At 32.8% G+C, this 20,200-nt stretch carries 19 protein-coding genes and 1 pseudogene; 19 read left to right on the top strand and 1 reads right to left on the bottom strand.

From position 1 onward, the window contains the following. The first annotated feature begins 85 nt into the window (after nt 1-85). Genes rsgA through DYE57_RS07665 form a run of 3 tightly spaced genes read left to right on the top strand, consistent with a single transcriptional unit; the run spans nt 86 to nt 2,247 of the window. Nucleotides 86-961, top strand: coding sequence for a ribosome small subunit-dependent GTPase A (rsgA, locus tag DYE57_RS07675; protein ID WP_165417868.1), 876 nt, complete (start codon nt 86-88; stop codon nt 959-961). Continuing rightward, nucleotides 962-1,609 carry a ribulose-phosphate 3-epimerase gene (rpe, locus tag DYE57_RS07670; RefSeq protein ID WP_115313519.1) on the top strand — a complete coding sequence of 216 codons (648 nt, stop codon included), beginning with the start codon at nt 962-964 and terminating at the stop codon, nt 1,607-1,609. Between the two features lie 2 nt (nt 1,610-1,611). Beyond that, entirely contained in the window at nt 1,612-2,247 is a 636-nt protein-coding gene (locus tag DYE57_RS07665; RefSeq protein ID WP_115313518.1) for a thiamine diphosphokinase, read from the top strand. A gap of 103 nt (nt 2,248-2,350) precedes the next feature. Here the strand turns inward: DYE57_RS07665 and rpmB are convergent, their stop codons facing one another. After that, nucleotides 2,351-2,539, bottom strand: a complete 189-nt coding sequence (gene rpmB / locus DYE57_RS07660) for a 50S ribosomal protein L28 (protein ID WP_002459324.1) — start codon at nt 2,537-2,539, stop codon at nt 2,351-2,353. Between the two features lie 362 nt (nt 2,540-2,901). On the opposite strand from rpmB, the gene DYE57_RS07655 reads away from it, so the two are divergent. From DYE57_RS07655 to rpsP, 16 genes and pseudogenes are all read left to right on the top strand, one after another. Beyond that, nucleotides 2,902-3,276 (top strand): Asp23/Gls24 family envelope stress response protein, encoded by a 375-nt coding sequence (locus DYE57_RS07655; protein WP_115313517.1) that lies wholly within the window; start codon nt 2,902-2,904, stop codon nt 3,274-3,276. A 14-nt stretch (nt 3,277-3,290) separates the two neighbouring features. Beyond that, nucleotides 3,291-4,949 (top strand): fatty acid kinase catalytic subunit FakA, encoded by a 1,659-nt coding sequence (fakA, locus tag DYE57_RS07650; protein WP_115313516.1) that lies wholly within the window; start codon nt 3,291-3,293, stop codon nt 4,947-4,949. 269 nt (nt 4,950-5,218) lie between these two features. After that, a pseudogene (locus DYE57_RS12705) lies at nt 5,219-5,904 on the top strand (thermonuclease family protein). Nucleotides 5,905-5,907: 3 nt separating this feature from the next. Next, complete coding sequence (locus tag DYE57_RS07640; RefSeq protein ID WP_115313515.1) at nt 5,908-6,015, top strand: excalibur calcium-binding domain-containing protein; 108 nt, start codon at nt 5,908-5,910, stop codon at nt 6,013-6,015. A 220-nt stretch (nt 6,016-6,235) separates the two neighbouring features. Then, complete coding sequence (gene recG, locus DYE57_RS07635) at nt 6,236-8,284, top strand: ATP-dependent DNA helicase RecG (RefSeq protein ID WP_115313514.1); 2,049 nt, start codon at nt 6,236-6,238, stop codon at nt 8,282-8,284. Nucleotides 8,285-8,490: 206 nt separating this feature from the next. Next, a complete protein-coding gene (gene fapR, locus DYE57_RS07630; RefSeq protein ID WP_165417887.1) occupies nt 8,491-9,075 on the top strand; it encodes a transcription factor FapR in 585 nt (194 codons plus the stop codon). Beyond that, complete coding sequence (gene plsX, locus DYE57_RS07625) at nt 9,068-10,054, top strand: phosphate acyltransferase PlsX (protein ID WP_115313512.1); 987 nt, start codon at nt 9,068-9,070, stop codon at nt 10,052-10,054. Before fapR ends, plsX begins: the two co-directional genes overlap by 8 nt. Beyond that, nucleotides 10,047-10,973 (top strand): ACP S-malonyltransferase, encoded by a 927-nt coding sequence (gene fabD, locus DYE57_RS07620; protein ID WP_115313511.1) that lies wholly within the window; start codon nt 10,047-10,049, stop codon nt 10,971-10,973. Before plsX ends, fabD begins: the two co-directional genes overlap by 8 nt. Next, on the top strand, nt 10,966-11,700 hold the full coding sequence (gene fabG / locus DYE57_RS07615) for a 3-oxoacyl-[acyl-carrier-protein] reductase (protein ID WP_115313510.1): 735 nt from the start codon (nt 10,966-10,968) through the stop codon (nt 11,698-11,700). Before fabD ends, fabG begins: the two co-directional genes overlap by 8 nt. A gap of 116 nt (nt 11,701-11,816) precedes the next feature. Then, nucleotides 11,817-12,050: an acyl carrier protein gene (locus tag DYE57_RS07610; protein WP_115313509.1), complete on the top strand. Its 234-nt coding sequence runs from the start codon at nt 11,817-11,819 to the stop codon at nt 12,048-12,050. Nucleotides 12,051-12,169: 119 nt separating this feature from the next. Further along, nucleotides 12,170-12,895, top strand: a complete 726-nt coding sequence (rnc, locus tag DYE57_RS07605; RefSeq protein ID WP_115313508.1) for a ribonuclease III — start codon at nt 12,170-12,172, stop codon at nt 12,893-12,895. A gap of 134 nt (nt 12,896-13,029) precedes the next feature. Next, nucleotides 13,030-16,599 (top strand): chromosome segregation protein SMC, encoded by a 3,570-nt coding sequence (gene smc, locus DYE57_RS07600; RefSeq protein WP_115313507.1) that lies wholly within the window; start codon nt 13,030-13,032, stop codon nt 16,597-16,599. Next, nucleotides 16,596-17,831: a signal recognition particle-docking protein FtsY gene (ftsY, locus tag DYE57_RS07595; RefSeq protein ID WP_115313506.1), complete on the top strand. Its 1,236-nt coding sequence runs from the start codon at nt 16,596-16,598 to the stop codon at nt 17,829-17,831. The genes smc and ftsY overlap by 4 nt, the downstream gene beginning before the upstream one ends. 1 nt (nt 17,832) lies before the next feature. Continuing rightward, nucleotides 17,833-18,165, top strand: a complete 333-nt coding sequence (locus tag DYE57_RS07590; protein WP_115313505.1) for a putative DNA-binding protein — start codon at nt 17,833-17,835, stop codon at nt 18,163-18,165. Nucleotides 18,166-18,194: 29 nt separating this feature from the next. Continuing rightward, on the top strand, nt 18,195-19,562 hold the full coding sequence (gene ffh, locus DYE57_RS07585) for a signal recognition particle protein (protein ID WP_115313504.1): 1,368 nt from the start codon (nt 18,195-18,197) through the stop codon (nt 19,560-19,562). Nucleotides 19,563-19,833: 271 nt separating this feature from the next. Next, a complete protein-coding gene (rpsP, locus tag DYE57_RS07580; protein ID WP_115313503.1) occupies nt 19,834-20,109 on the top strand; it encodes a 30S ribosomal protein S16 in 276 nt (91 codons plus the stop codon). The last annotated feature ends 91 nt before the right edge of the window (nt 20,110-20,200 follow it).

Here is a 20,200-nt window from a genome sequence, read left to right as displayed (position 1 = left end):
AAATATATTACAGCAGTTTAATATATTTTAATGATAATGAATTTGATATAATATTGAGAGTAAAACAAAGATGAGAGGTGTCATTTTGAAGTCTGGTCGAATCGTAAAATTAATTAGTGGTGTATATAAAGTAGATGTAAATGGAGTACGATACGACACTAAACCACGTGGATTATTTAGAAAGAAGAAATTTTCCCCAGTTGTTGGTGATATCGTTGATTTTGAAGAACAAAATAGTCAAGAAGGATATATTCACTATGTTCATGAAAGAAACAATGAACTTAAACGCCCTCCAGTAAGTAATATAGATCAACTAGTCATTGTTATGAGTGCAGTTGAGCCACAATTTTCGACGCAATTATTAGATCGATTTCTAGTTATTGCACATTCATATCATCTTAAACCAAGAATATTGATAACAAAGCGTGATTTAGCCTCACAACAAGAAAAAGAGGAAATTAATGCAGCTTTAACAGTTTATAGTAATATTGGATATCCAACGCAATTTGTTGGTAAAGAAGACGATAAGCTATCAATCGTAAATAAATGGCATAAGGGTTTAATTGTCTTAAGTGGTCAATCTGGAGTAGGAAAAACGACATTTTTGAATCATTGTCATCCTCACTTGAATTTAGCGACTAATAATATTTCTAAGTCACTTAACCGTGGTAAACATACGACAAGACATGTAGAACTTTATGATAGAGATAATGGTTATATTGCTGATACACCAGGCTTTAGTGCATTAGATTTTAATCATATTGAGAAAGAAGATTTGAAGGATTATTTTATCGAAATTCAAGCAGCAAGTGAAAGTTGTAAATTTCGCAATTGCAATCATATTAAAGAACCTCATTGTAACGTGAAATCTGAGGTGACAGAAAGAAAAATTGCTAAATTTAGATATCATCATTATTTACAGTTATATAATGAAATCTCTAACAGAAGGGTACGATATTAGATGGTTAAAGTTTTGCCTTCACTTTTATCAGTGGACTTTTTAAATTTAAAAGAAGAGCTCAATCAATTAAAAAAAGCGAATGTTGACGGTTTACACTTTGATGTCATGGATGGTCAATTTGTACCAAATATTTCAATTGGCATACCGATATTAGATGCCGTAAGAAGCCAAACCAATTTACCTATTGATGTGCATTTAATGATCGAAAAGCCTGAAAATTATATTGAACTATTTGCAAAGCATGGTGCAGACATGATTTCTGTGCATATTGAAGCAACACCACATATCCATCGTGTTATTGAACAAATTAAGCAATTAAACAAAAAAGCAGGTGTAGTTATCAATCCAGGGACACCTGTGGAAGTAATAATTCCTATATTAGGTATTGTGGATTATATATTAGTGATGACAGTTAATCCAGGATTCGGTGGTCAATCATTTATTGATCAGTGTGTGACTAAAATCGAGCAACTGAATCAGCTCAAACACGAGAACCAACTAACGTTTGATATAGAGGTAGACGGTGGTATTAATGATAAGACAAGTAAACTTTGTGTCGAACTAGGTGCAACAATGTTAGTTACAGGTTCTTATTTCTTTAAACAAAAGGACTACGCTAAAGTAACTGCTATGCTGAAAGGGTGCTAACAATGAAAGTTAACTTATTATGTTCAAAACGTTTGTTACCTCATCAACTCTTGTATCATAGAAAAGAAGAAGATTGGGCAGGTATCGATAGAGGTGCATTAGTTCTCCTTGAACAAGGAATTAAACCTGTTTTTTCAGTGGGAGATTTTGATTCTGTCAATGACGAAGAACGTCATATATTGAAAGAACAACTCAATATTCGTCCTGTTAAAGCTGAAAAGGATGATACTGATTTAGCACTAGGAGTAGAGCAAGCTGTTCAATGCGGTTATAGTGATATACATATTTTTGGTGCTACGGGTGGAAGATTAGATCATTTTATGGGTGTAATTCAAATTTTGCAAAAACCGCAGTATATTAATCAGCGTATTCATTTTAAAGTTATAGATGAAAGGAACGAAATTAAATTACTAAATGTAGGAATTCATAAAGTAGAAAAGAATAGTAGTTATCCTTATATATCATTCATACCTCTTTGTGAAGATGTAGTGATATCATTAAAAGACTTTAAATATAATTTAAATCATGAACATTTAAACGTAGGTTCAACATTAACTATTTCAAATGAAGTTGAATCAAACACAGCAACTATTATAGTTGAGAGAGGGCGCGTTTTACAGATGCGTAGTAGTGATTAAGCATCTTTATGACAAGATATAAAAAAGACCTTAGAGGACGGAGCCTTTAAGGTCTTAAAAAATATCCTCCACATAAGGATATTTTAAGTGTGCATTATATTTATTAAACTCTAGTAACTTTACCAGATTTTAAAGCACGTGCAGAAACCCAAACTTTTTTAGGTTTACCGTCTACTAGGATTCTAACTTTTTGAAGGTTAGCGTTCCATCTGCGTTTGTTCGCATTTAAAGCGTGTGAACGATGATTACCAGTCGAAGCTTTACGACCTGTTACGTAACATTGTTTACCCATGAAAGTACCTCCTTTAATAAATATAAATACACATAACTACTTATACACTTTAATAAGATAACATATAAAGAGGTAGTGAGCAATAAAGAGTTTAATAATTTGTAATATTATACATTATAATGATAATAATTATGGTATAATTGTATGCTGTGGAGTTATATAGTATGATACTGTAAAGAAATAGTTAAATCTATACAATAAATTTATAAAAGTAATTATACAAAAATTGAAACTACAAATGTTATTAATAAGAAGTATCGACAATAATTTAATTTTTAAAGTATACAGGACATTAGGGATTATTTGATTAAATACAGAGTGCTTTAAAAATAATACTCTGAAATTTTCAGGAGGAAAAGAAAATGACATTAGAAATTTCAAATGACTACGGTAAAATTGATATTTCAAATGATGTAATCGCATCAGTAGTGGGTGGTAAAGCCGTTGAAAGTTATGGCATCGTTGGTATGGCATCAAGACAGCAAGTTAGAGATGGTATTGCGGAAATCTTAGGTCATGAAAACTATGCTAAAGGTATTAAAGTAAGAGAAGAAAACGGAATTATTGATGTAGATATGTATATTATTGTAAGTTATGGTGTGAAAATTTCTGAGGTAGCAAGCAATCTTCAATCTACTGTTAAATATACTTTGGAAAAAACACTGAATGTAAAAGTTAACTCTATTAATATTTTCGTACAAGGTGTACGTTTAAACGATACAGTCAAAAAGGCTTAGGAGGACAACGTGAAATGATTAGCAAAATTAATGGTAAATTATTTGCCGATATGATTATACAAGGGGCACAAAATTTATCAAATAATGCAGATTTAGTGGATTCATTAAACGTATATCCTGTTCCAGACGGAGACACAGGAACAAATATGAATTTAACTATTACTTCTGGACGTGAGGAAGTAGAAACTAATTTATCTCAAAATATTGGAGAACTAGGTAAAACATTTTCCAAGGGATTACTAATGGGAGCTCGTGGTAATTCTGGAGTCATTCTTTCTCAATTATTTAGAGGTTTTTGTAAAAACATTGAGACCGAAACGGAAATTGATGTTCAGCAGTTTGCAGAAAGTTTTCAAGCAGGTGTTGAAACAGCATATAAAGCGGTAATGAAACCAGTTGAAGGTACCATCTTAACAGTGGCCAAAGATGCTGCAAATGCTGCAATTGATAAAGCAAGCCAAGTTAAAGATTGTGTTGAATTAATGGAACATGTGATTCAAGTCGCTAGTGATTCTCTAGATAATACGCCAAACTTATTAGCAGTACTTAAAGAAGTTGGTGTCGTGGATAGCGGTGGTAAAGGGTTACTATGCGTTTATGAAGGGTTCTTAAAAGGTTTAAAAGGTGAAAAGATTGAAGCACAAACGCCTAAACTTGATACTGACTCGTTCGTTAATGATGATCACGACTTTCATGGAGTGATTAATACTGAAGACATCGTCTATGGCTATTGTACTGAAATGATGGTACGTTTTGGCAAGAACAAAAAGCCTTTTGATGAACAAGAATTTCGTAATGATATGTCTCAATTTGGTGATTCATTATTAGTTATCAATGATGATGAAATTGTTAAAGTTCATGTACATACTGAACATCCTGGGAATGTATTTAATTATGGTCAAAAGTATGGTGAGTTAATAAAACTTAAAGTTGAAAATATGCGCGAGCAACATAGAGAAGTCATCCGAAAAGAACAAGATGGACAATTACATCAAAAGCATGCTGAACCTCAAACTGTAGAGTCTGCAGTTATCACAATTTCTATGGGTGAAGGTATTTCAGAATTATTTACATCAATGGGTGCTACGCACATCATTAGTGGTGGTCAGACGATGAATCCTTCAACAGAAGATATAGTTAACGTAATAGAACAATCACAATGTAAACGTGCAATTATTTTACCTAATAATAAAAATATTTTAATGGCTAGTGAACAAGCAGCAAGTATTGTAGAGGCAGAAACAGTTGTTATTCCTACAAAATCAATACCTCAAGGTATTACTGCGCTATTCCAATATGATGAAGGCTCTTCATTAGAGGAAAATAAAAATCATATGGAAACAGCTTTAGATACGGTTCAATCTGGATCAGTAACGTTTGCTGTAAGAGATACTAAAATTGATGGTATTGAAATCAAAACAGATGAATATATGGGATTAGCTGAAGATAAGATTGTTACCAGCGATGCAGATCAGTTGAGTGCAGTTCAAGGTCTATTAAATAAGTTGCTTGACGAAGATAGTGAGATTTTAACTATGATTATAGGTGAAGAAGCTGATCAAGAGATAACTAATCAATTATTAACCTGGATTGAAGCTAAATATCCAGACGTAGAAGTGGAAGAACACGAAGGTGGACAGCCGATTTATCAATATTTCTTTGCTGTTGAATAATATTAATAAAATAGAACTCGTAAATACTCCAGAAAGACTTTAAATAATCTTTCTGGAGCATTTTATGTTTTAGGATATAAGCCTTCTACTTCTAGTAACACTATTAAAAAATATTGTTCATAAATCGTTTTATAAATACGAAAAGTTAAGATAGTTTATTTTATATAAAATTTATAGAAATAATAGAATTTTTTAAAAAATTATGCTTTTTTTATTTGAAAAATGTTATAAAATAAATGTAAGTTACGAAAATATAAAAGAAGTGCAAAATGGGGGAATTTCTATTTTTATTAGTTGTTCTTAGTTTTAGTAGTATATTTATTTTATATCGTAGAGCGTTTTCAAATTCTAACCATGTCAAGAGTATACGTTTTATCTCTTTGATAGCAGTTGTAACAATCTTACTTCCAATCATTGGTCAACCACACAATAATGAAGCTAATGCTGCTACTCAATTACATAAAGAAAAGGCCAAATTAGTTAAAGTTGTTGACGGTGATACAGTAAAATTGAACTACCGAGGTAAAATTTCTACATTTAGATTACTGTTTATTGATACACTCGAAACGAAAGATCCAAGAAAACCAGTTCAAAAGTATGGACCAGAGGCAAGCGCATTTACAACTAAGATGATGACACATGCTAAGAATGTTGAAATTGCATTTGATAAAGGACAAAAAACTGATAAATATGGTAGATACTTAGTCTCGTTTATGCTGATGGTAAAATGGTCAATAATGCGATAGTGAGAAAAGGGTTAGCAAGAGTTAAATATGTTTATCCATCAAATAATACTTATGAACAAATGCTTCGAGCAAGTGAAAAGAAAGCTAAAGCCCAGAAGTTAAATATTTGGAGCGAGCCTCAAGCTTCAATGACTTCAAACAAAGTTAAAAAAATAACGTCTACACATCATACCAAAAATGTAAAAAAGAGTACTAAAAAAATATTTTAAAAATTGTACAGAGTTAAGAAAAAATATCCACACGGTGTTAAAAAAGGTCATCCTGCCTATCAACCAAAACTAGACAGAGATAAAGATAATTATGCGTGTGAAGTGAACTAAAAATTAATTTTGCTAGTAGCATTATTAAGTATTGAAATTGTGAATTTAATAAATGAAAATTTTTATCATTTATATCTTCAGATCAATCCTTATATTGCTACTTGTTTTTTTATGATTTATAAAAAGAATTGTAAGAAGAGTACATGAGAATCAAATAATAACTTTGAACATGATAAAATATTGAATAACAGATTAAGATAAAAGTAATGGGTGATTCATCATGGCAAAAGTGCACTTAATCGAAAGTCCATATACTTTAGATAAAATCAAAGGTATTGGTCCTAAACGATTAACACTATTAGAAGAATTAAATATACATACTGTTGAAGGTTTGGTTCTATATCTACCAACTCGCTATGAAGATAATACAGTTATTGACTTGAACCAAGCAGAGAATCAATCAACAGTTACTGTACAAGGTGAGGTTTATTCACCACCAACAGTAGCTTTTTTTGGTCGTAATAAATCTAAGTTAACGGTTCATCTTATGGTTAATAATATCGCTGTGAAATGTATTTTCTTTAATCAACCTTATTTAAAGAAGAAAATAGAATTACATGGTGTTGTAACGGTCAAAGGCAAATGGAATCGCAGTAAACAAGAAATTAATGGCAATCGAATGTTTTTTAATGATCAAACGGTGCAAGATGACGTCCAATTGGAACCCGTATATCGTATTAAAGAAGGAATTAAACAAAAGCAACTTCGAGATAATATTAGACAGGCATTGGAAGATGTTGTAATACATGAATGGTTATCTGATGAATTAAGAGAAAAATATAAATTAGAGACTTTAGAATATACGTTACGTACACTTCATCATCCTAAAGACAAACAAAATTTATTGAAAGCACGTCGGACATATGCTTTTACCGAATTATTTATGTTTGAGTTACGTATGCAATGGTTGAATCGTCTTGAAAAAACGTCTGATGAAGCGATAGAAATCAATTATGATATTCACAAAGTTAAAAATTTTATTGATAGCTTACCTTTTGAGTTAACTGATGCCCAAAAATTAAGTGTCAACGAAATATTTAGAGATTTAAAGGCACCTATTCGAATGCATCGTCTTTTGCAAGGTGATGTCGGATCAGGTAAGACTGTTGTAGCAGCAATATGTATGTATGCATTAAAAACTGCGGGTTATCAATCAGCATTAATGGTTCCTACAGAAATATTAGCAGAGCAACATGCTGAAAGCTTAATAGAATTATTCGGTGATTCTATGAATGTTGCGCTGTTGACGAGTTCTGTAAAAGGAAAAAAACGTCGCATTTTATTGGAGCAATTAGAGAATGGAACGATTGATTGCTTAATAGGTACTCATGCATTAATTCAAGACGATGTAATTTTTGAAAATATAGGATTAGTTATTACAGATGAGCAACATCGATTTGGTGTAAATCAGCGTCAGATGTTAAGAGAAAAAGGTGCAATGACTAATGTCTTATTTATGACAGCGACACCTATTCCGCGTACATTAGCTATATCAGTATTCGGAGAAATGGATGTATCGTCTATAAAACAGTTACCTAAAGGTCGTAAGCCTATTATTACTAATTGGGCAAAACATGAACAATACAATCAAGTCTTATCTCAAATGACGAATGAACTGAAAAAAGGTAGACAAGCTTATGTCATATGTCCACTAATTGAAAGCTCAGAACACCTGGAAGATGTACAAAACGTTGTTGCTATATATGAATCACTTCAACAGGTGTACGGAAATAAAAAAGTAGGTTTATTACATGGAAAGTTAACTGCTGAAGAAAAAGATGACGTGATGCAAAAATTTAGTAAGCACTATTTAGATATTTTAGTTTCAACAACTGTTGTAGAAGTAGGAGTAAATGTACCAAATGCAACATTCATGATGATTTACGATGCCGATCGATTTGGTTTATCAACGCTACACCAATTGCGTGGACGAGTGGGTAGAAGTGAACATCAAAGTTATTGTGTGCTTATTGCTTCACCTAAAACTGAGACAGGTATTGAGAGAATGACAATTATGACCCAAACCACTGATGGTTTTGAATTAAGCGAAAGAGATCTAGAGATGAGAGGACCAGGAGACTTCTTTGGGGTTAAACAAAGTGGTTTACCGGACTTCCTCGTTGCAAATGTAGTCGAAGATTATCGCATGTTAGAAGTTGCAAGAGATGAAGCAGCCGAACTCATTCAATCCGGCCAATTCTTCCAACAACCATACACACACCTCAAACAATTCATCCAACGAAACCTCTTACACACCAGTTTTGATTAGGGTTCCCGACACAAAACATTTCGTGAAGAAATGTTACCGGCCATGGAAGTTGGGACTAGGGGCCCTAACATAGAGATTCTCTGGTAAGAGAATCGACAAAACTAATTTAAGAAAAACTTAAACTTTCCTCAACTACAGTTATTTGTTGAGGAATTGATAATGAAAGTGTTATGATGTGTAAGGAATATTTAAGACTTGGTACTAAAATGAGGGGTGAGAGTGTGAAATTAAAGAAAGATGAACGGAGAATAGCTATCCAAAATACTATAAAAGTGAACCCCTTCATTACTGATTATGAACTCTGTGAAAAGTTTGATGTGAGTATTCAAACTATTCGTTTAGATCGCACACATTTAAATATTCCTGAATTGCGTAAAAGAATTAAACTTGTAGCCGAGCAGAATTACGATCAAATTAAATCGATTGAAGCAAATGAGATAATAGGGGATTTAATTCAAGTAGATCCTGATGTTAAAGCTCAATCACTGATAGAAATCACTGAAGATTCGGTTTTCGCTAAAACGCAGATTGCTAGAGGACATGTTCTTTTTGCACAAGCTAATTCTTTGTGTGTTGCACTCATACATAATCCAACAGTTCTGACACAAGAAAGTCAGGTTGAATTTATAGAAAAAGTGAAACTTAATGATACAGTAAGAATAGAAGCTAAAGTTATCGAAAAGACAAACAAGCATTATATGATTGAAGTGAAATCTTATGTTAAAGAGAAACTAGTATTTAAAGGTAAATTTAAAATGTTCTATACAAGTGAGGATGAATGGAATGGTTAAAATCGCAGTAGACATGATGGGCGGAGATGACGCACCAGGTATTGTATTAGATGCTGTTAAAAAGGTTGTAGAAGACTTTAAAGATTTAGAAATAATTCTTTTTGGAGATAAAACACAGTATAACTTAAATCATGAGCGTATAGAGTTTAGACATTGTTCTGAGAGAATAGAAATGGAAGATGAGCCTGTACGAGCAATTAAACGTAAAAAAGATAGTTCAATGGTAAAAATGGCAGAAGCAGTTAAATCAGGTGAAGCAGATGGATGCGTTTCAGCAGGCAACACAGGTGCATTGATGTCAGCAGGTTTATTTATTGTTGGTCGTATAAAAGGCGTAGCAAGACCGGCATTAGTGGTAACATTACCGACTGTAGATGGTAAAGGATTTCTGTTTTTAGATGTAGGCGCTAATGCAGATGCTAAAGCTGAACATCTATTACAATATGCGCAACTCGGTAATATTTATGCACAAAAAATTCGTGGCATTCAAACGCCTTCAGTTTCATTACTTAATATTGGTACAGAAGCTGCAAAAGGAAATACTTTAACTAAAAAGGCATTTGAATTATTTGAAAAAGATCATTCATTTAATTTCCAAGGTAACATTGAAGCTAAAACTTTAATGGATGGCAATACAGATGTTGTAGTTACTGATGGTTACACTGGAAATATGGTTCTTAAAAATTTAGAAGGTACGGCTAAATCTATTGGTAAAATGCTTAAAGAAACAGTTATGGGTAACTTTAAAAATAAATTAGCAGGTGCTGTTCTTAAAAAAGATTTAGCTACATTTGCCAAGAAAATGGATTATTCAGAATATGGAGGTTCAGTCCTACTTGGTTTAGATGGAACAGTTGTAAAAGCACATGGTAGTTCTAATGCTAAAGCTTTTTATTCAGCCATTAGACAAGCAAAAATTGCCGGTGAAGAAAATATTGTACAAACTATGAGAGGAACGGTAGGTGGTAAAGATGAGTAAAACAGCAATCATTTTCCCAGGTCAAGGTGCTCAAAAAGTTGGTATGGCTAGCGATTTATATAATGAGGATCAACATTCAACATATATCTTAAATCAAGCACAAGAAGCGATGGATTTTGATATATTAGAAACGATGTTTACTGATAAAGAAGGAAAATTAGGTGAAACACAGAACACTCAACCTGCACTTTTAACGCATAGTATTGTTTTATTAGAAGCATTAAACGATATTAGTGTTGATTATACTATGGGACACAGTTTAGGTGAATATTCAAGTTTAGTTGCGAGTGGTGTTCTATCTTTTGATGATGCAGTTAAGATTGTACGTAAACGCGGAGAGTTAATGGCTCAAGCTTTTCCAAATGGTGTAGGGAGCATGGCTGCAGTTCTTGGATTAGATTTTGATGATGTTGATAAAATTTGTAAAGATTTATCTACTAAAGATGAATTAATTGAACCAGCTAATATCAATTCACCTGGACAAATAGTAGTTTCTGGACATAAAAATTTGATTGATAAATTAGTTGAAGAAGGTAAATCATTAGGTGCTAAACGAGTATTACCATTGGCTGTTTCAGGTCCTTTCCATTCATCAATGATGAGTGTGATAGAGGAAGACTTTGCCGCGTACATCAATCAATTTGAATGGCATAATGCGAAGTTTCCAGTGGTTCAAAACTATAATGCTCAAGGTGAAACAGATAAAGAAGTGATTAAGCATAATATAGTTAAGCAGTTGTATTCACCAGTACAATTCATAAAATCAACAGAATGGTTGATTGATCAAGGTGTAGAGCATTTTGTTGAAATTGGTTCTGGAAAAGTATTGTCAGGTTTAATTAAAAAAATTAATCGAGATGTTAAAACTACTTCAATACAAACACTTAAAGATGTGAAAGGATGGAATGAAAATGAGTAAAAATGCTTTAGTTACTGGTGCTTCACGCGGGATTGGTAGAAGTATCGCCTTACAACTAGCTGAAGATGGATATAACGTAGCTGTTAACTATGCTGGCAGTAAAGACAAAGCAGAAGCTGTTGTTGATGAAATAAAAGCTAAAGGTGTTGATAGCTTCGCTATTCAAGCTAATGTTGCTAAAGGTGATGAAGTTAAAACAATGGTAAAAGAAGTTGTAAGTCAATTCGGTTCTATTGATGTGTTGGTAAATAATGCTGGTATTACTAGAGATAACCTACTAATGCGTATGAAAGAACAAGAGTGGGATGACGTGATCGATACAAACTTAAAAGGTGTATTTAATTGTATTCAAAAAGTAACACCACAAATGTTACGTCAACGTGGTGGTTCCATTATCAATTTATCAAGTATCGTTGGTGAGATGGGCAACCCAGGTCAAGCAAATTATGTAGCAACTAAAGCTGGTGTAATAGGTTTAACTAAATCAACTGCACGTGAATTAGCATCACGTGGTATTACAGTGAATGCTGTGGCGCCTGGATTTATTGTTTCTGATATGACTAACGCTTTAAGTGATAATCTTAAAGAGCAAATGTTAGAGCAAATTCCTTTAAAACGTTTTGGTGAAGATACTGATATTGCAAATACAGTTGCTTTCTTAGCCTCTGATAAAGCTAAATATATTACTGGACAAACCATCCACGTTAATGGCGGAATGTATATGTAAAGTAACACTAAGCACTAAAGTGCTAATTGTTTCTAAAATTCTACTTGTTTTTTAGAATTTAAAATGGGAGAATATAGTAGTCTATGGATAGACGCTTTAAAAGGAGGTGAATCGACGTGGAAAACTTCGATAAAGTAAAAGACATCATCGTTGACCGTTTAGGTGTAGATGCTGACAAAGTAACTGAAAATGCATCTTTCAAAGATGACTTAGGCGCTGACTCACTTGATATCGCTGAATTAGTAATGGAATTAGAAGACGAATTTGGTACTGAAATTCCTGATGAAGAAGCTGAAAAAATCAATACTGTTGGTGATGCAGTTAAATACATCAACAGCCTTGAAAAATAAAATGATTAACATCTGAGTCGTCTTCTCGTCGGCTCAGATTTTTTCTTTAGTTTTAGATTATTTTCACGTAAAATTAAGGTATATTAAAATTTAAAAATTTATAGTTAGGAGGTTAGACTGTGGCTAACCAGAAAAAGATAGATATGGTAAATGATTTCCAACAAAAATTTGCTGATAAAATGGCTAAGTGGGGCATTCACTTTGAAAATATTGATTTATATCAACAAGCCTTCTCTCACTCGAGTTTCATTAACGACTTTAATATGCATCGTTTAGACCATAATGAACGCTTAGAATTTTTAGGTGATGCGGTATTAGAATTGACGGTTTCACGCTATTTATTTGATAAGCATCCTCATTTACCTGAAGGTAATTTGACAAAGATGCGTGCAACAATTGTTTGTGAACCCTCACTTGTGATATTTGCGAATAAAATAAATTTGAATGAGCTTATTTTATTAGGTAAAGGTGAAGAAAAAACTGGAGGTAGAACACGACCATCTCTTATTTCAGATGCTTTTGAAGCATTTGTAGGAGCTCTATACTTAGATCAAGGATTAGAGACAGTTTGGAATTTTGCTGAAAAGGTAATTTTCCCATATGTAGAAGATAACGAACTTGTCGGGGTAGTTGATTTTAAAACACAATTTCAAGAATTTGTGCACCGTCAAAATAAAGGCGATGTGACCTATCGTTTAATCAAAGAAGAAGGTCCTGCGCATCATCGCTTATTTACTTCAGAAGTTATATTAGAAAATAAGGCAGTTGCAGAAGGTAAAGGTAAGACAAAAAAAGAATCCGAACAAAAGGCAGCAGAGCAAGCATATAAGTTAATGAAAAAGTAGTGAGTCATTTTAAAATATATAATGACATCTTATAGATAAGCTTGGGAAATAATTAACATATTTGATTAGTCAAATTTTATAGCGATAAAATAACAAGTTTATCGACACAACACGAATGTTATAAGGAGAATACAATGGTTTATTTAAAATCAATAGATGCCAAAGGATTTAAGTCTTTTGCCGACCATACCAATGTCCAATTTGATAAAGGTGTGACAGCTATTGTTGGTCCTAATGGTAGTGGTAAAAGTAATATTACTGATGCGATTAAATGGGTGTTAGGTGAACAATCAGCAAAATCACTTCGTGGCGCTAAAATGGAAGATATTATATTTTCAGGTGCTGAACATAGAAAAGCTCAAAATTATGCAGAGGTAAAACTAAAGCTAGATAATCATTCTAAAAAATTACAAATTAATTCAGAAGAACTTGTAGTGACGCGTCGCTTATATCGTAGCGGTGAAAGTGAATACTATTTAAATAACGACCGTGCGCGTTTGAAAGATATCATAGAATTATTTTTAGATTCTGGTCTAGGAAAAGAAGCGTTTAGCATTATTTCGCAAGGACGCGTTGATGAAATATTAAATGCTAAGCCTATTGATCGACGTCAAATTATTGAAGAATCGGCAGGAGTATTAAAATATAAAAAACGCAAAGTAGAATCAATTAATAAACTAGATCACACTGAAGATAATCTTAATCGGGTTGAAGATATTTTGTATGACCTCGAAGGTCGCGTGGAACCACTAAAAGAAGAGGCAGCCATTGCTAAAGAGTATCAACAATTATCTAAACAAATGGAACAAAGTGATGTTATTGTCACAGTTTACGATATTGATCAATATAATGAAGATAATCAACAATTAGATAATCGATTAAATCAGTTGAAGAGCCAACAAGCTAGTAAAGAAGCACAACAAGCTCAAATTAATCAATTATTACAAAAGTATAAAGGTGAACGACAACAAATAGATTATGATATTGAAAAACGCAACTATGAACTTGTTAAAACCACTGAAAATTATGAACAATTATCAGGTAAATTAAACGTTTTAGAAGAACGTAAAAAGAATCAATCTGAAACTAACGCAAGATATGAAGAAGAACTTGAAAATTTACAATCACAAATTCAAGCAATTCAAGATGAAAAGCGACAAAATGAAACGTCACTTAATGAATTAAAAGATAAACAAAAGGAACTTAATAAAGATATTCAAGAGTTAGAGTCGTTACTATATGTTTCGGATGAACAACACGATGAGAAACTTGAAGAAATCAAAAATAATTATTACACGCTTATGTCTGAACAATCGGATGTGAATAACGATATTCGATTTTTAGAACATACCATTAATGAAAATGAAGCCAAAAAATCTCGCCTAGACTCAAGATTAGTTGAAGCATTTAATCAATTAAAAGACATTCAAAATAGTATTAATGATACCGATAAGAATTATCAAACAGCGAAAAAAGCAGTGGATAAAGCCGAACATCAAATTGCACAGTTAGAGAAACAATTAACTGAATCCAAAAAACGACAAACAGATTATGAGAATAAGTTATACCAAGCGTACCGTTATAATGAAAAGTTAAAATCAAAAATTGATAGTTTAGCTACACAAGAAGAAGATTACACGTATTTCTTTAATGGTGTTAAGCACATTTTAAAAGCAAAAGCACATGAATTAACCGGTATTCACGGTGCGGTTGCTGAAGTTATCAATGTACCATCAAAGTTAACTCAAGCAATTGAGACAGCTTTAGGGACATCATTACAATATGTAATCGTAGATACTGAAAAAGATGGTCGCCAAGCTATTCAATACTTGAAACAACGAGGTTTAGGTCGTGCTACATTTTTACCATTAAATGTAATTAAGTCACGACAAATCGCTGTAGATATTAAAAGTATTGCTCAAAATTTAGAAGGTTTTATTAATATTGCTTCTGACGCTGTAAAAGTAGCCTCAAATTATCAAGCTATTATCGATAATTTGTTAGGGAATACCATTATTGTAGATAATTTAAAACATGCCAATGTGCTTGCCCGAGCAATTCGTTATTGTACTAGAATTGTTACTTTAGAAGGTGACATTGTGAATCCAGGTGGCTCCATGACTGGCGGTGGTGCACGTAAGACAAAAAGTATTTTGTCTCAAAAAGATGAATTATCAACAATGAGACATCAACTTGAAGACTATCAATGCCAAACAGCAGAATTTGAAAGTCAATTTAAATCTCAGAAAGAAAAGACTGAACAATTAAGTGAACAATATTTTGAAGCAAGTCAACAATACAATACATTAAAAGAACGTGTGCACAATCATGAGTTAGAATTAGATAGATTAAGAACTCAAGAAACACATCTTAAAAATGAACATGAAGAGTTTGAATTTGAAAAAAATGATGGTTACCAAAGTGATAAAAGTAAAGAAACTTTAACACACAAACAATCACGATTATCAGAAATTCATCAACAATTGAATGAATTAGAGAGTGATATTGAGCGATACACCCAATTATCTAAAGAAGGCAAAGCATCTACAAATCAAACACAACAACAATTACATCAAAAGCAGTCTGATTTAGCAGTTATTAAGGAAAGAATAAAATCACAAAAGCAAGTGATTGAAAGATTAGATAAGCAATATGAAAATTCTAAACGTCAATTAAAAGATGTCGAAGAAAAAATTAAGTTGTTTAATTCTGATGAGATGATGGGTGAAGAGGTTTTTGAAAAATTAAAGTATCAAATTCAAGAACAACAAGATGCACGTCAACATTTAAATCAGCGACTTACAGATATCAAACAACGTAGAAATGATTTGAATGAAACGATTGAAACGAATGAAAATCAGCTTCAAGTGTGTCATCAAGATATTTTAGCTATTGAAAACCATTACCAAGACATCAAATCAAAACAGTCCAAGCTAGACGTTTTGATTAACCATGCTATTGACCATCTTAACGATACGTATCAATTAACAGTTGAACGCGCACGTACATTGTATGAGTCCAATGAATCAATAGAGAATTTACGTAAAAAGGTAAAATTAACTAAAATGTCTATCGATGAATTAGGTCCAGTTAACTTAAATGCGATAGAACAATTTGAAGAGTTGAATGAACGCTATACATTCTTAAATGAGCAACGAATGGATCTTAGGGAAGCAAAAGAAACACTAGAGCAGATTATTAATGAAATGGATAGAGAAGTAGAAGGACGATTTAAAAATACTTTCCACGCTGTTCAAGAGCATTTCTCTACTGTATTCAAACAGTTATTTGGTGGTGGTCAAGCTGAACTTCGGTTGACAGAAGACGATTATTTATCGGCAGGAGTAGATATTATTGTTCAACCTCCTGGTAAAAAGCTTCAACATTTGTCATTGCTTAGTGGTGGTGAACGTGCATTAAGTGCGATTGCTTTACTATTTGCAATTCTTAAGGTTCGCTCTGCACCGTTTGTTATACTAGATGAGGTTGAAGCAGCACTTGATGAAGCGAATGTTATTCGTTATGCCCAATATTTAAATGAGTTATCTACAGAGACGCAATTCATTGTTATCACACATCGAAAAGGGACAATGGAATTCTCCGATAGATTATACGGAGTGACGATGCAAGAATCAGGTGTATCTAAATTAGTAAGTGTAAACTTAAATACTATAGATGAGGTTATGAAGGAGGAACAAGGATGAGTTTTTTTAAACGCTTAAAAGATAAGTTTTCAGGAAAAAGCGAAGATGATATTCAAAAAGAACTAGATGAAAGTACACATTCGGAAACTAAAAAAGAACCTGAAGACAGTGATAAGATAGCGCATGAAGAGGAAGTAGTTGAAGAAACAAAACCTAAAAAGAAACCCAAAAAACTTAGTGAAGCGGACTTTGACGAAGATGGATTAATTTCAATTGAAGACTTTGAAGAAATTGAAGCGCAAAAAATTGGTGCAAAATTTAAAGCTGGTTTAGAAAAATCACGTCAAAACTTCCAGGAGCAATTAAATAACTTAATTGCTCGATATAGAAAAGTTGACGAAGACTTCTTTGAGTCCCTAGAGGAAATGTTAATTACAGCAGATGTTGGTTTTAATACTGTAATGAAATTAACAGATGAGTTACGTACAGAAGCCCAAAGACGTAATATTCAAGAAACTGAAGATTTAAGAGAAGTTATCGTTGAAAAAATCGTTGAAATCTATCACCAAGAAAATGATCATTCAGAAGCGATGAACCTTGAAGATGGTAGATTGAATGTCATCTTAATGGTTGGTGTTAATGGTGTAGGTAAAACAACAACAATTGGTAAATTAGCTCATCGTTATCAACAAGAAGGTAAAAAAGTCATGTTAGCGGCTGGAGATACTTTTAGAGCTGGTGCGATTCAACAACTAAACGTATGGGGGGATCGTGTTGGTGTGGAAGTAGTGAGCCAAAATAAAGGTTCTGACCCTGCTGCAGTTGTTTATGATGCCATTAATGCTGCTAAAAATAAAGGCGTAGATATTTTAATTTGTGATACAGCAGGTCGTCTGCAAAATAAATCTAACTTAATGCAAGAATTAGATAAAATGAAACGTGTGATAAGTCGTGCTATTCCAGATGCACCTCATGAAGCCTTATTATGTTTAGATGCAACGACTGGTCAAAATGCATTATCACAAGCGCGATCATTTAAAGAAGTCACAAATGTTTCAGGTATTGTATTGACTAAATTAGATGGAACTGCCAAAGGTGGTATTGTTCTAGCAATTCGTAATGAATTACACATACCAGTTAAATATGTTGGTTTAGGTGAGAAGTTAGATGACTTACAACCATTCAACCCAGAAAGCTATGTTTATGGTTTGTTTGCTGACATGATTGAACAAAATGAGGATATTCCTGAAGACATTGTGGCGTCTTCTGATGAAACTGAAGAAGGTAGATAAGATGAGTCAAAATGATTTAGTTAAAACATTAAGAATGAATTATTTGTTTGATTTTTATCAATCTTTACTTACAAAAAAGCAAAGAAACTATTTAGAATTGTTTTATTTACAAGATTATTCATTAAGTGAAATTGCTGATACATTTGAAGTGAGTAGACAAGCAGTTTATGATAATATAAGAAGAACTGGCGATTTAGTAGAAGATTATGAATCTAAATTAGGACTATATCAAAGATTTGAGAAACGTCGAGAAATATATGACTTAATGAAACAATCATTTAACCAACCTGAGTTGCTTAAACAATATATCACTCAATTAGAAGAGTTAGAGTAGTAATCATTTAAAAAAGGAGGGCAAACGTTATGGCATTTGAAGGATTATCCGATCGTTTACAAGCCACGATGCAAAAAATGCGTGGCAAAGGCAAAGTAATAGAAGCAGATATTAAAACAATGATGCGAGAAGTAAGGCTTGCATTATTAGAAGCCGATGTTAACTTCAAAGTGGTTAAAGAATTTGTTAAAATAGTATCAGAACGTGCCTTAGGTTCTGATGTAATGCAATCTTTAACACCTGGTCAACAGGTTATCAAAATTGTACAGGAAGAGCTTACGACCTTAATGGGTGGAGAGAACACCTCCATTAAAATGGCTAATAAGCCACCAACTGTTGTTATGATGGTAGGTTTGCAAGGTGCAGGTAAAACTACTACTGCAGGTAAATTGGCTTTATTAATGCGTAAGAAATATAATAAAAAACCTATGTTAGTCGCAGGTGATATTTATCGTCCAGCTGCAATCGATCAATTACAAACAGTAGGTAAGCAAATCGATATACCTGTTTATAGTGAAGGTGATCAAGTGCCACCTCAACAAATTGTTGAAAATGCCTTGAAACACGCGAAAGAAGAACACTTAGACTTTGTTATCATTGATACAGCAGGTCGTTTGCACATCGATGAAGCGCTAATGAATGAATTGCAAGAGATTAAAAAAGTATCTAAACCTGACGAAATCTTGTTGGTAGTAGATGCTATGACGGGTCAAGATGCGGTTAACGTTGCGCAATCTTTTGATGAGCAATTAGATGTATCTGGTGTAACATTAACTAAATTAGATGGTGACACTCGAGGTGGTGCAGCACTTTCTATTCGTTCTGTAACACAAAAACCTATTAAATTTGTAGGTATGAGTGAGAATTTAGACGGGTTAGAATTATTCCACCCTGAACGTATGGCTTCACGTATTCTTGGTATGGGAGATGTATTAAGTCTCATTGAGAAGGCACAACAAGATGTTGACCAAGAAAAAGCGAAAGATTTAGAGAAGAAAATGCGTGAGTCATCATTTACATTAGATGATTTCTTGGAACAATTAGATCAAGTTAAAAACTTAGGTCCATTAGATGATCTTATGAAAATGATTCCTGGTATGAACAAAATGAAAGGTTTAGATAAGCTTAATATGAGTGATAAACAAATCGATCATATTAAAGCGATTATCCAATCAATGACACCTAATGAACGTTCAAACCCTGAAACATTAAATGTATCACGTAAAAAACGTATTGCTAAAGGTTCTGGTCGATCTTTACAAGAAGTGAATCGCTTGATGAAACAGTTTAATGATATGAAAAAAATGATGAAACAGTTTACTGGTGGCGGTAAAGGAAAAAAAGCAAAACGTAATCAAATGCAAAATATGCTTAAAGGCATGAACTTACCTTTTTAATATACAATATAAAGCGTCGGACAATCGAAAAGTTGTTCGATGCTTTTTTTAAGAGGTATATTTGATGAGGAATGTGTAATTACAAAATTACTCAATTTGTTCAATCAATAATATAATATACTAGCTAAAGCTCATGCATAACCAAAAGTACGATTTATTTCATAAATCTACTTTTTGTAAAGAAAAAAGTCTTTACAAACATTTGTGTAACTGTTATTATTTATTCTTGTAGAAAATAAAAATGATAAACACATAAAGGAGAGTAATTTATATGGCAGTTAAAATTCGTTTAACTCGTTTAGGTTCAAAAAGAAACCCATTCTATCGTATCGTAGTTGCTGATGCACGTTCATCACGTGATGGTCGTATCATTGAGCAATTAGGTACTTACAACCCAGCACACGTTAATGCACCAGAAGTTAAAATTGATGAAGAGTTAGCTTTAAAATGGTTACACAATGGTGCTAAACCAACTGATACAGTTCACAATATCTTATCTAAAGAAGGTATCATGAAAAAATTTGATGAACAAAAAAACGCTAAGTAATTAGCGAAAGTCTTTGTGGACGCCATCACGGCGTCCTTTTTTAATAATATTTATTTGTAGTTCGCATGCGTGTTAAGATATATTTGATTCA

Source organism: Staphylococcus saccharolyticus (assembly GCF_900458815.1).
GTDB classification, from domain to species: Bacteria; Bacillota; Bacilli; order Staphylococcales; family Staphylococcaceae; genus Staphylococcus; species Staphylococcus saccharolyticus.
Note: the sequence above shows the minus strand (reverse complement) of the source record. Positions and strands in the feature narration are given on the sequence as shown.

Coding starts and splice junctions, on each gene's coding strand:
- rpe (WP_115313519.1), top strand. CDS start 962: ATGGTTAAAGTTTTGCCTTCACTTTTATCAGTGGACTTTTTAAATTTA.
- DYE57_RS07665 (WP_115313518.1), top strand. CDS start 1,612: ATGAAAGTTAACTTATTATGTTCAAAACGTTTGTTACCTCATCAACTC.
- rpmB (WP_002459324.1), bottom strand. CDS start 2,539: ATGGGTAAACAATGTTACGTAACAGGTCGTAAAGCTTCGACTGGTAAT.
- DYE57_RS07655 (WP_115313517.1), top strand. CDS start 2,902: ATGACATTAGAAATTTCAAATGACTACGGTAAAATTGATATTTCAAAT.
- fakA (WP_115313516.1), top strand. CDS start 3,291: ATGATTAGCAAAATTAATGGTAAATTATTTGCCGATATGATTATACAA.
- recG (WP_115313514.1), top strand. CDS start 6,236: ATGGCAAAAGTGCACTTAATCGAAAGTCCATATACTTTAGATAAAATC.
- fapR (WP_165417887.1), top strand. CDS start 8,491: ATGAGGGGTGAGAGTGTGAAATTAAAGAAAGATGAACGGAGAATAGCT.
- plsX (WP_115313512.1), top strand. CDS start 9,068: ATGGTTAAAATCGCAGTAGACATGATGGGCGGAGATGACGCACCAGGT.
- fabD (WP_115313511.1), top strand. CDS start 10,047: ATGAGTAAAACAGCAATCATTTTCCCAGGTCAAGGTGCTCAAAAAGTT.
- fabG (WP_115313510.1), top strand. CDS start 10,966: ATGAGTAAAAATGCTTTAGTTACTGGTGCTTCACGCGGGATTGGTAGA.
- smc (WP_115313507.1), top strand. CDS start 13,030: ATGGTTTATTTAAAATCAATAGATGCCAAAGGATTTAAGTCTTTTGCC.
- ftsY (WP_115313506.1), top strand. CDS start 16,596: ATGAGTTTTTTTAAACGCTTAAAAGATAAGTTTTCAGGAAAAAGCGAA.
- DYE57_RS07590 (WP_115313505.1), top strand. CDS start 17,833: ATGAGTCAAAATGATTTAGTTAAAACATTAAGAATGAATTATTTGTTT.
- ffh (WP_115313504.1), top strand. CDS start 18,195: ATGGCATTTGAAGGATTATCCGATCGTTTACAAGCCACGATGCAAAAA.
- rpsP (WP_115313503.1), top strand. CDS start 19,834: ATGGCAGTTAAAATTCGTTTAACTCGTTTAGGTTCAAAAAGAAACCCA.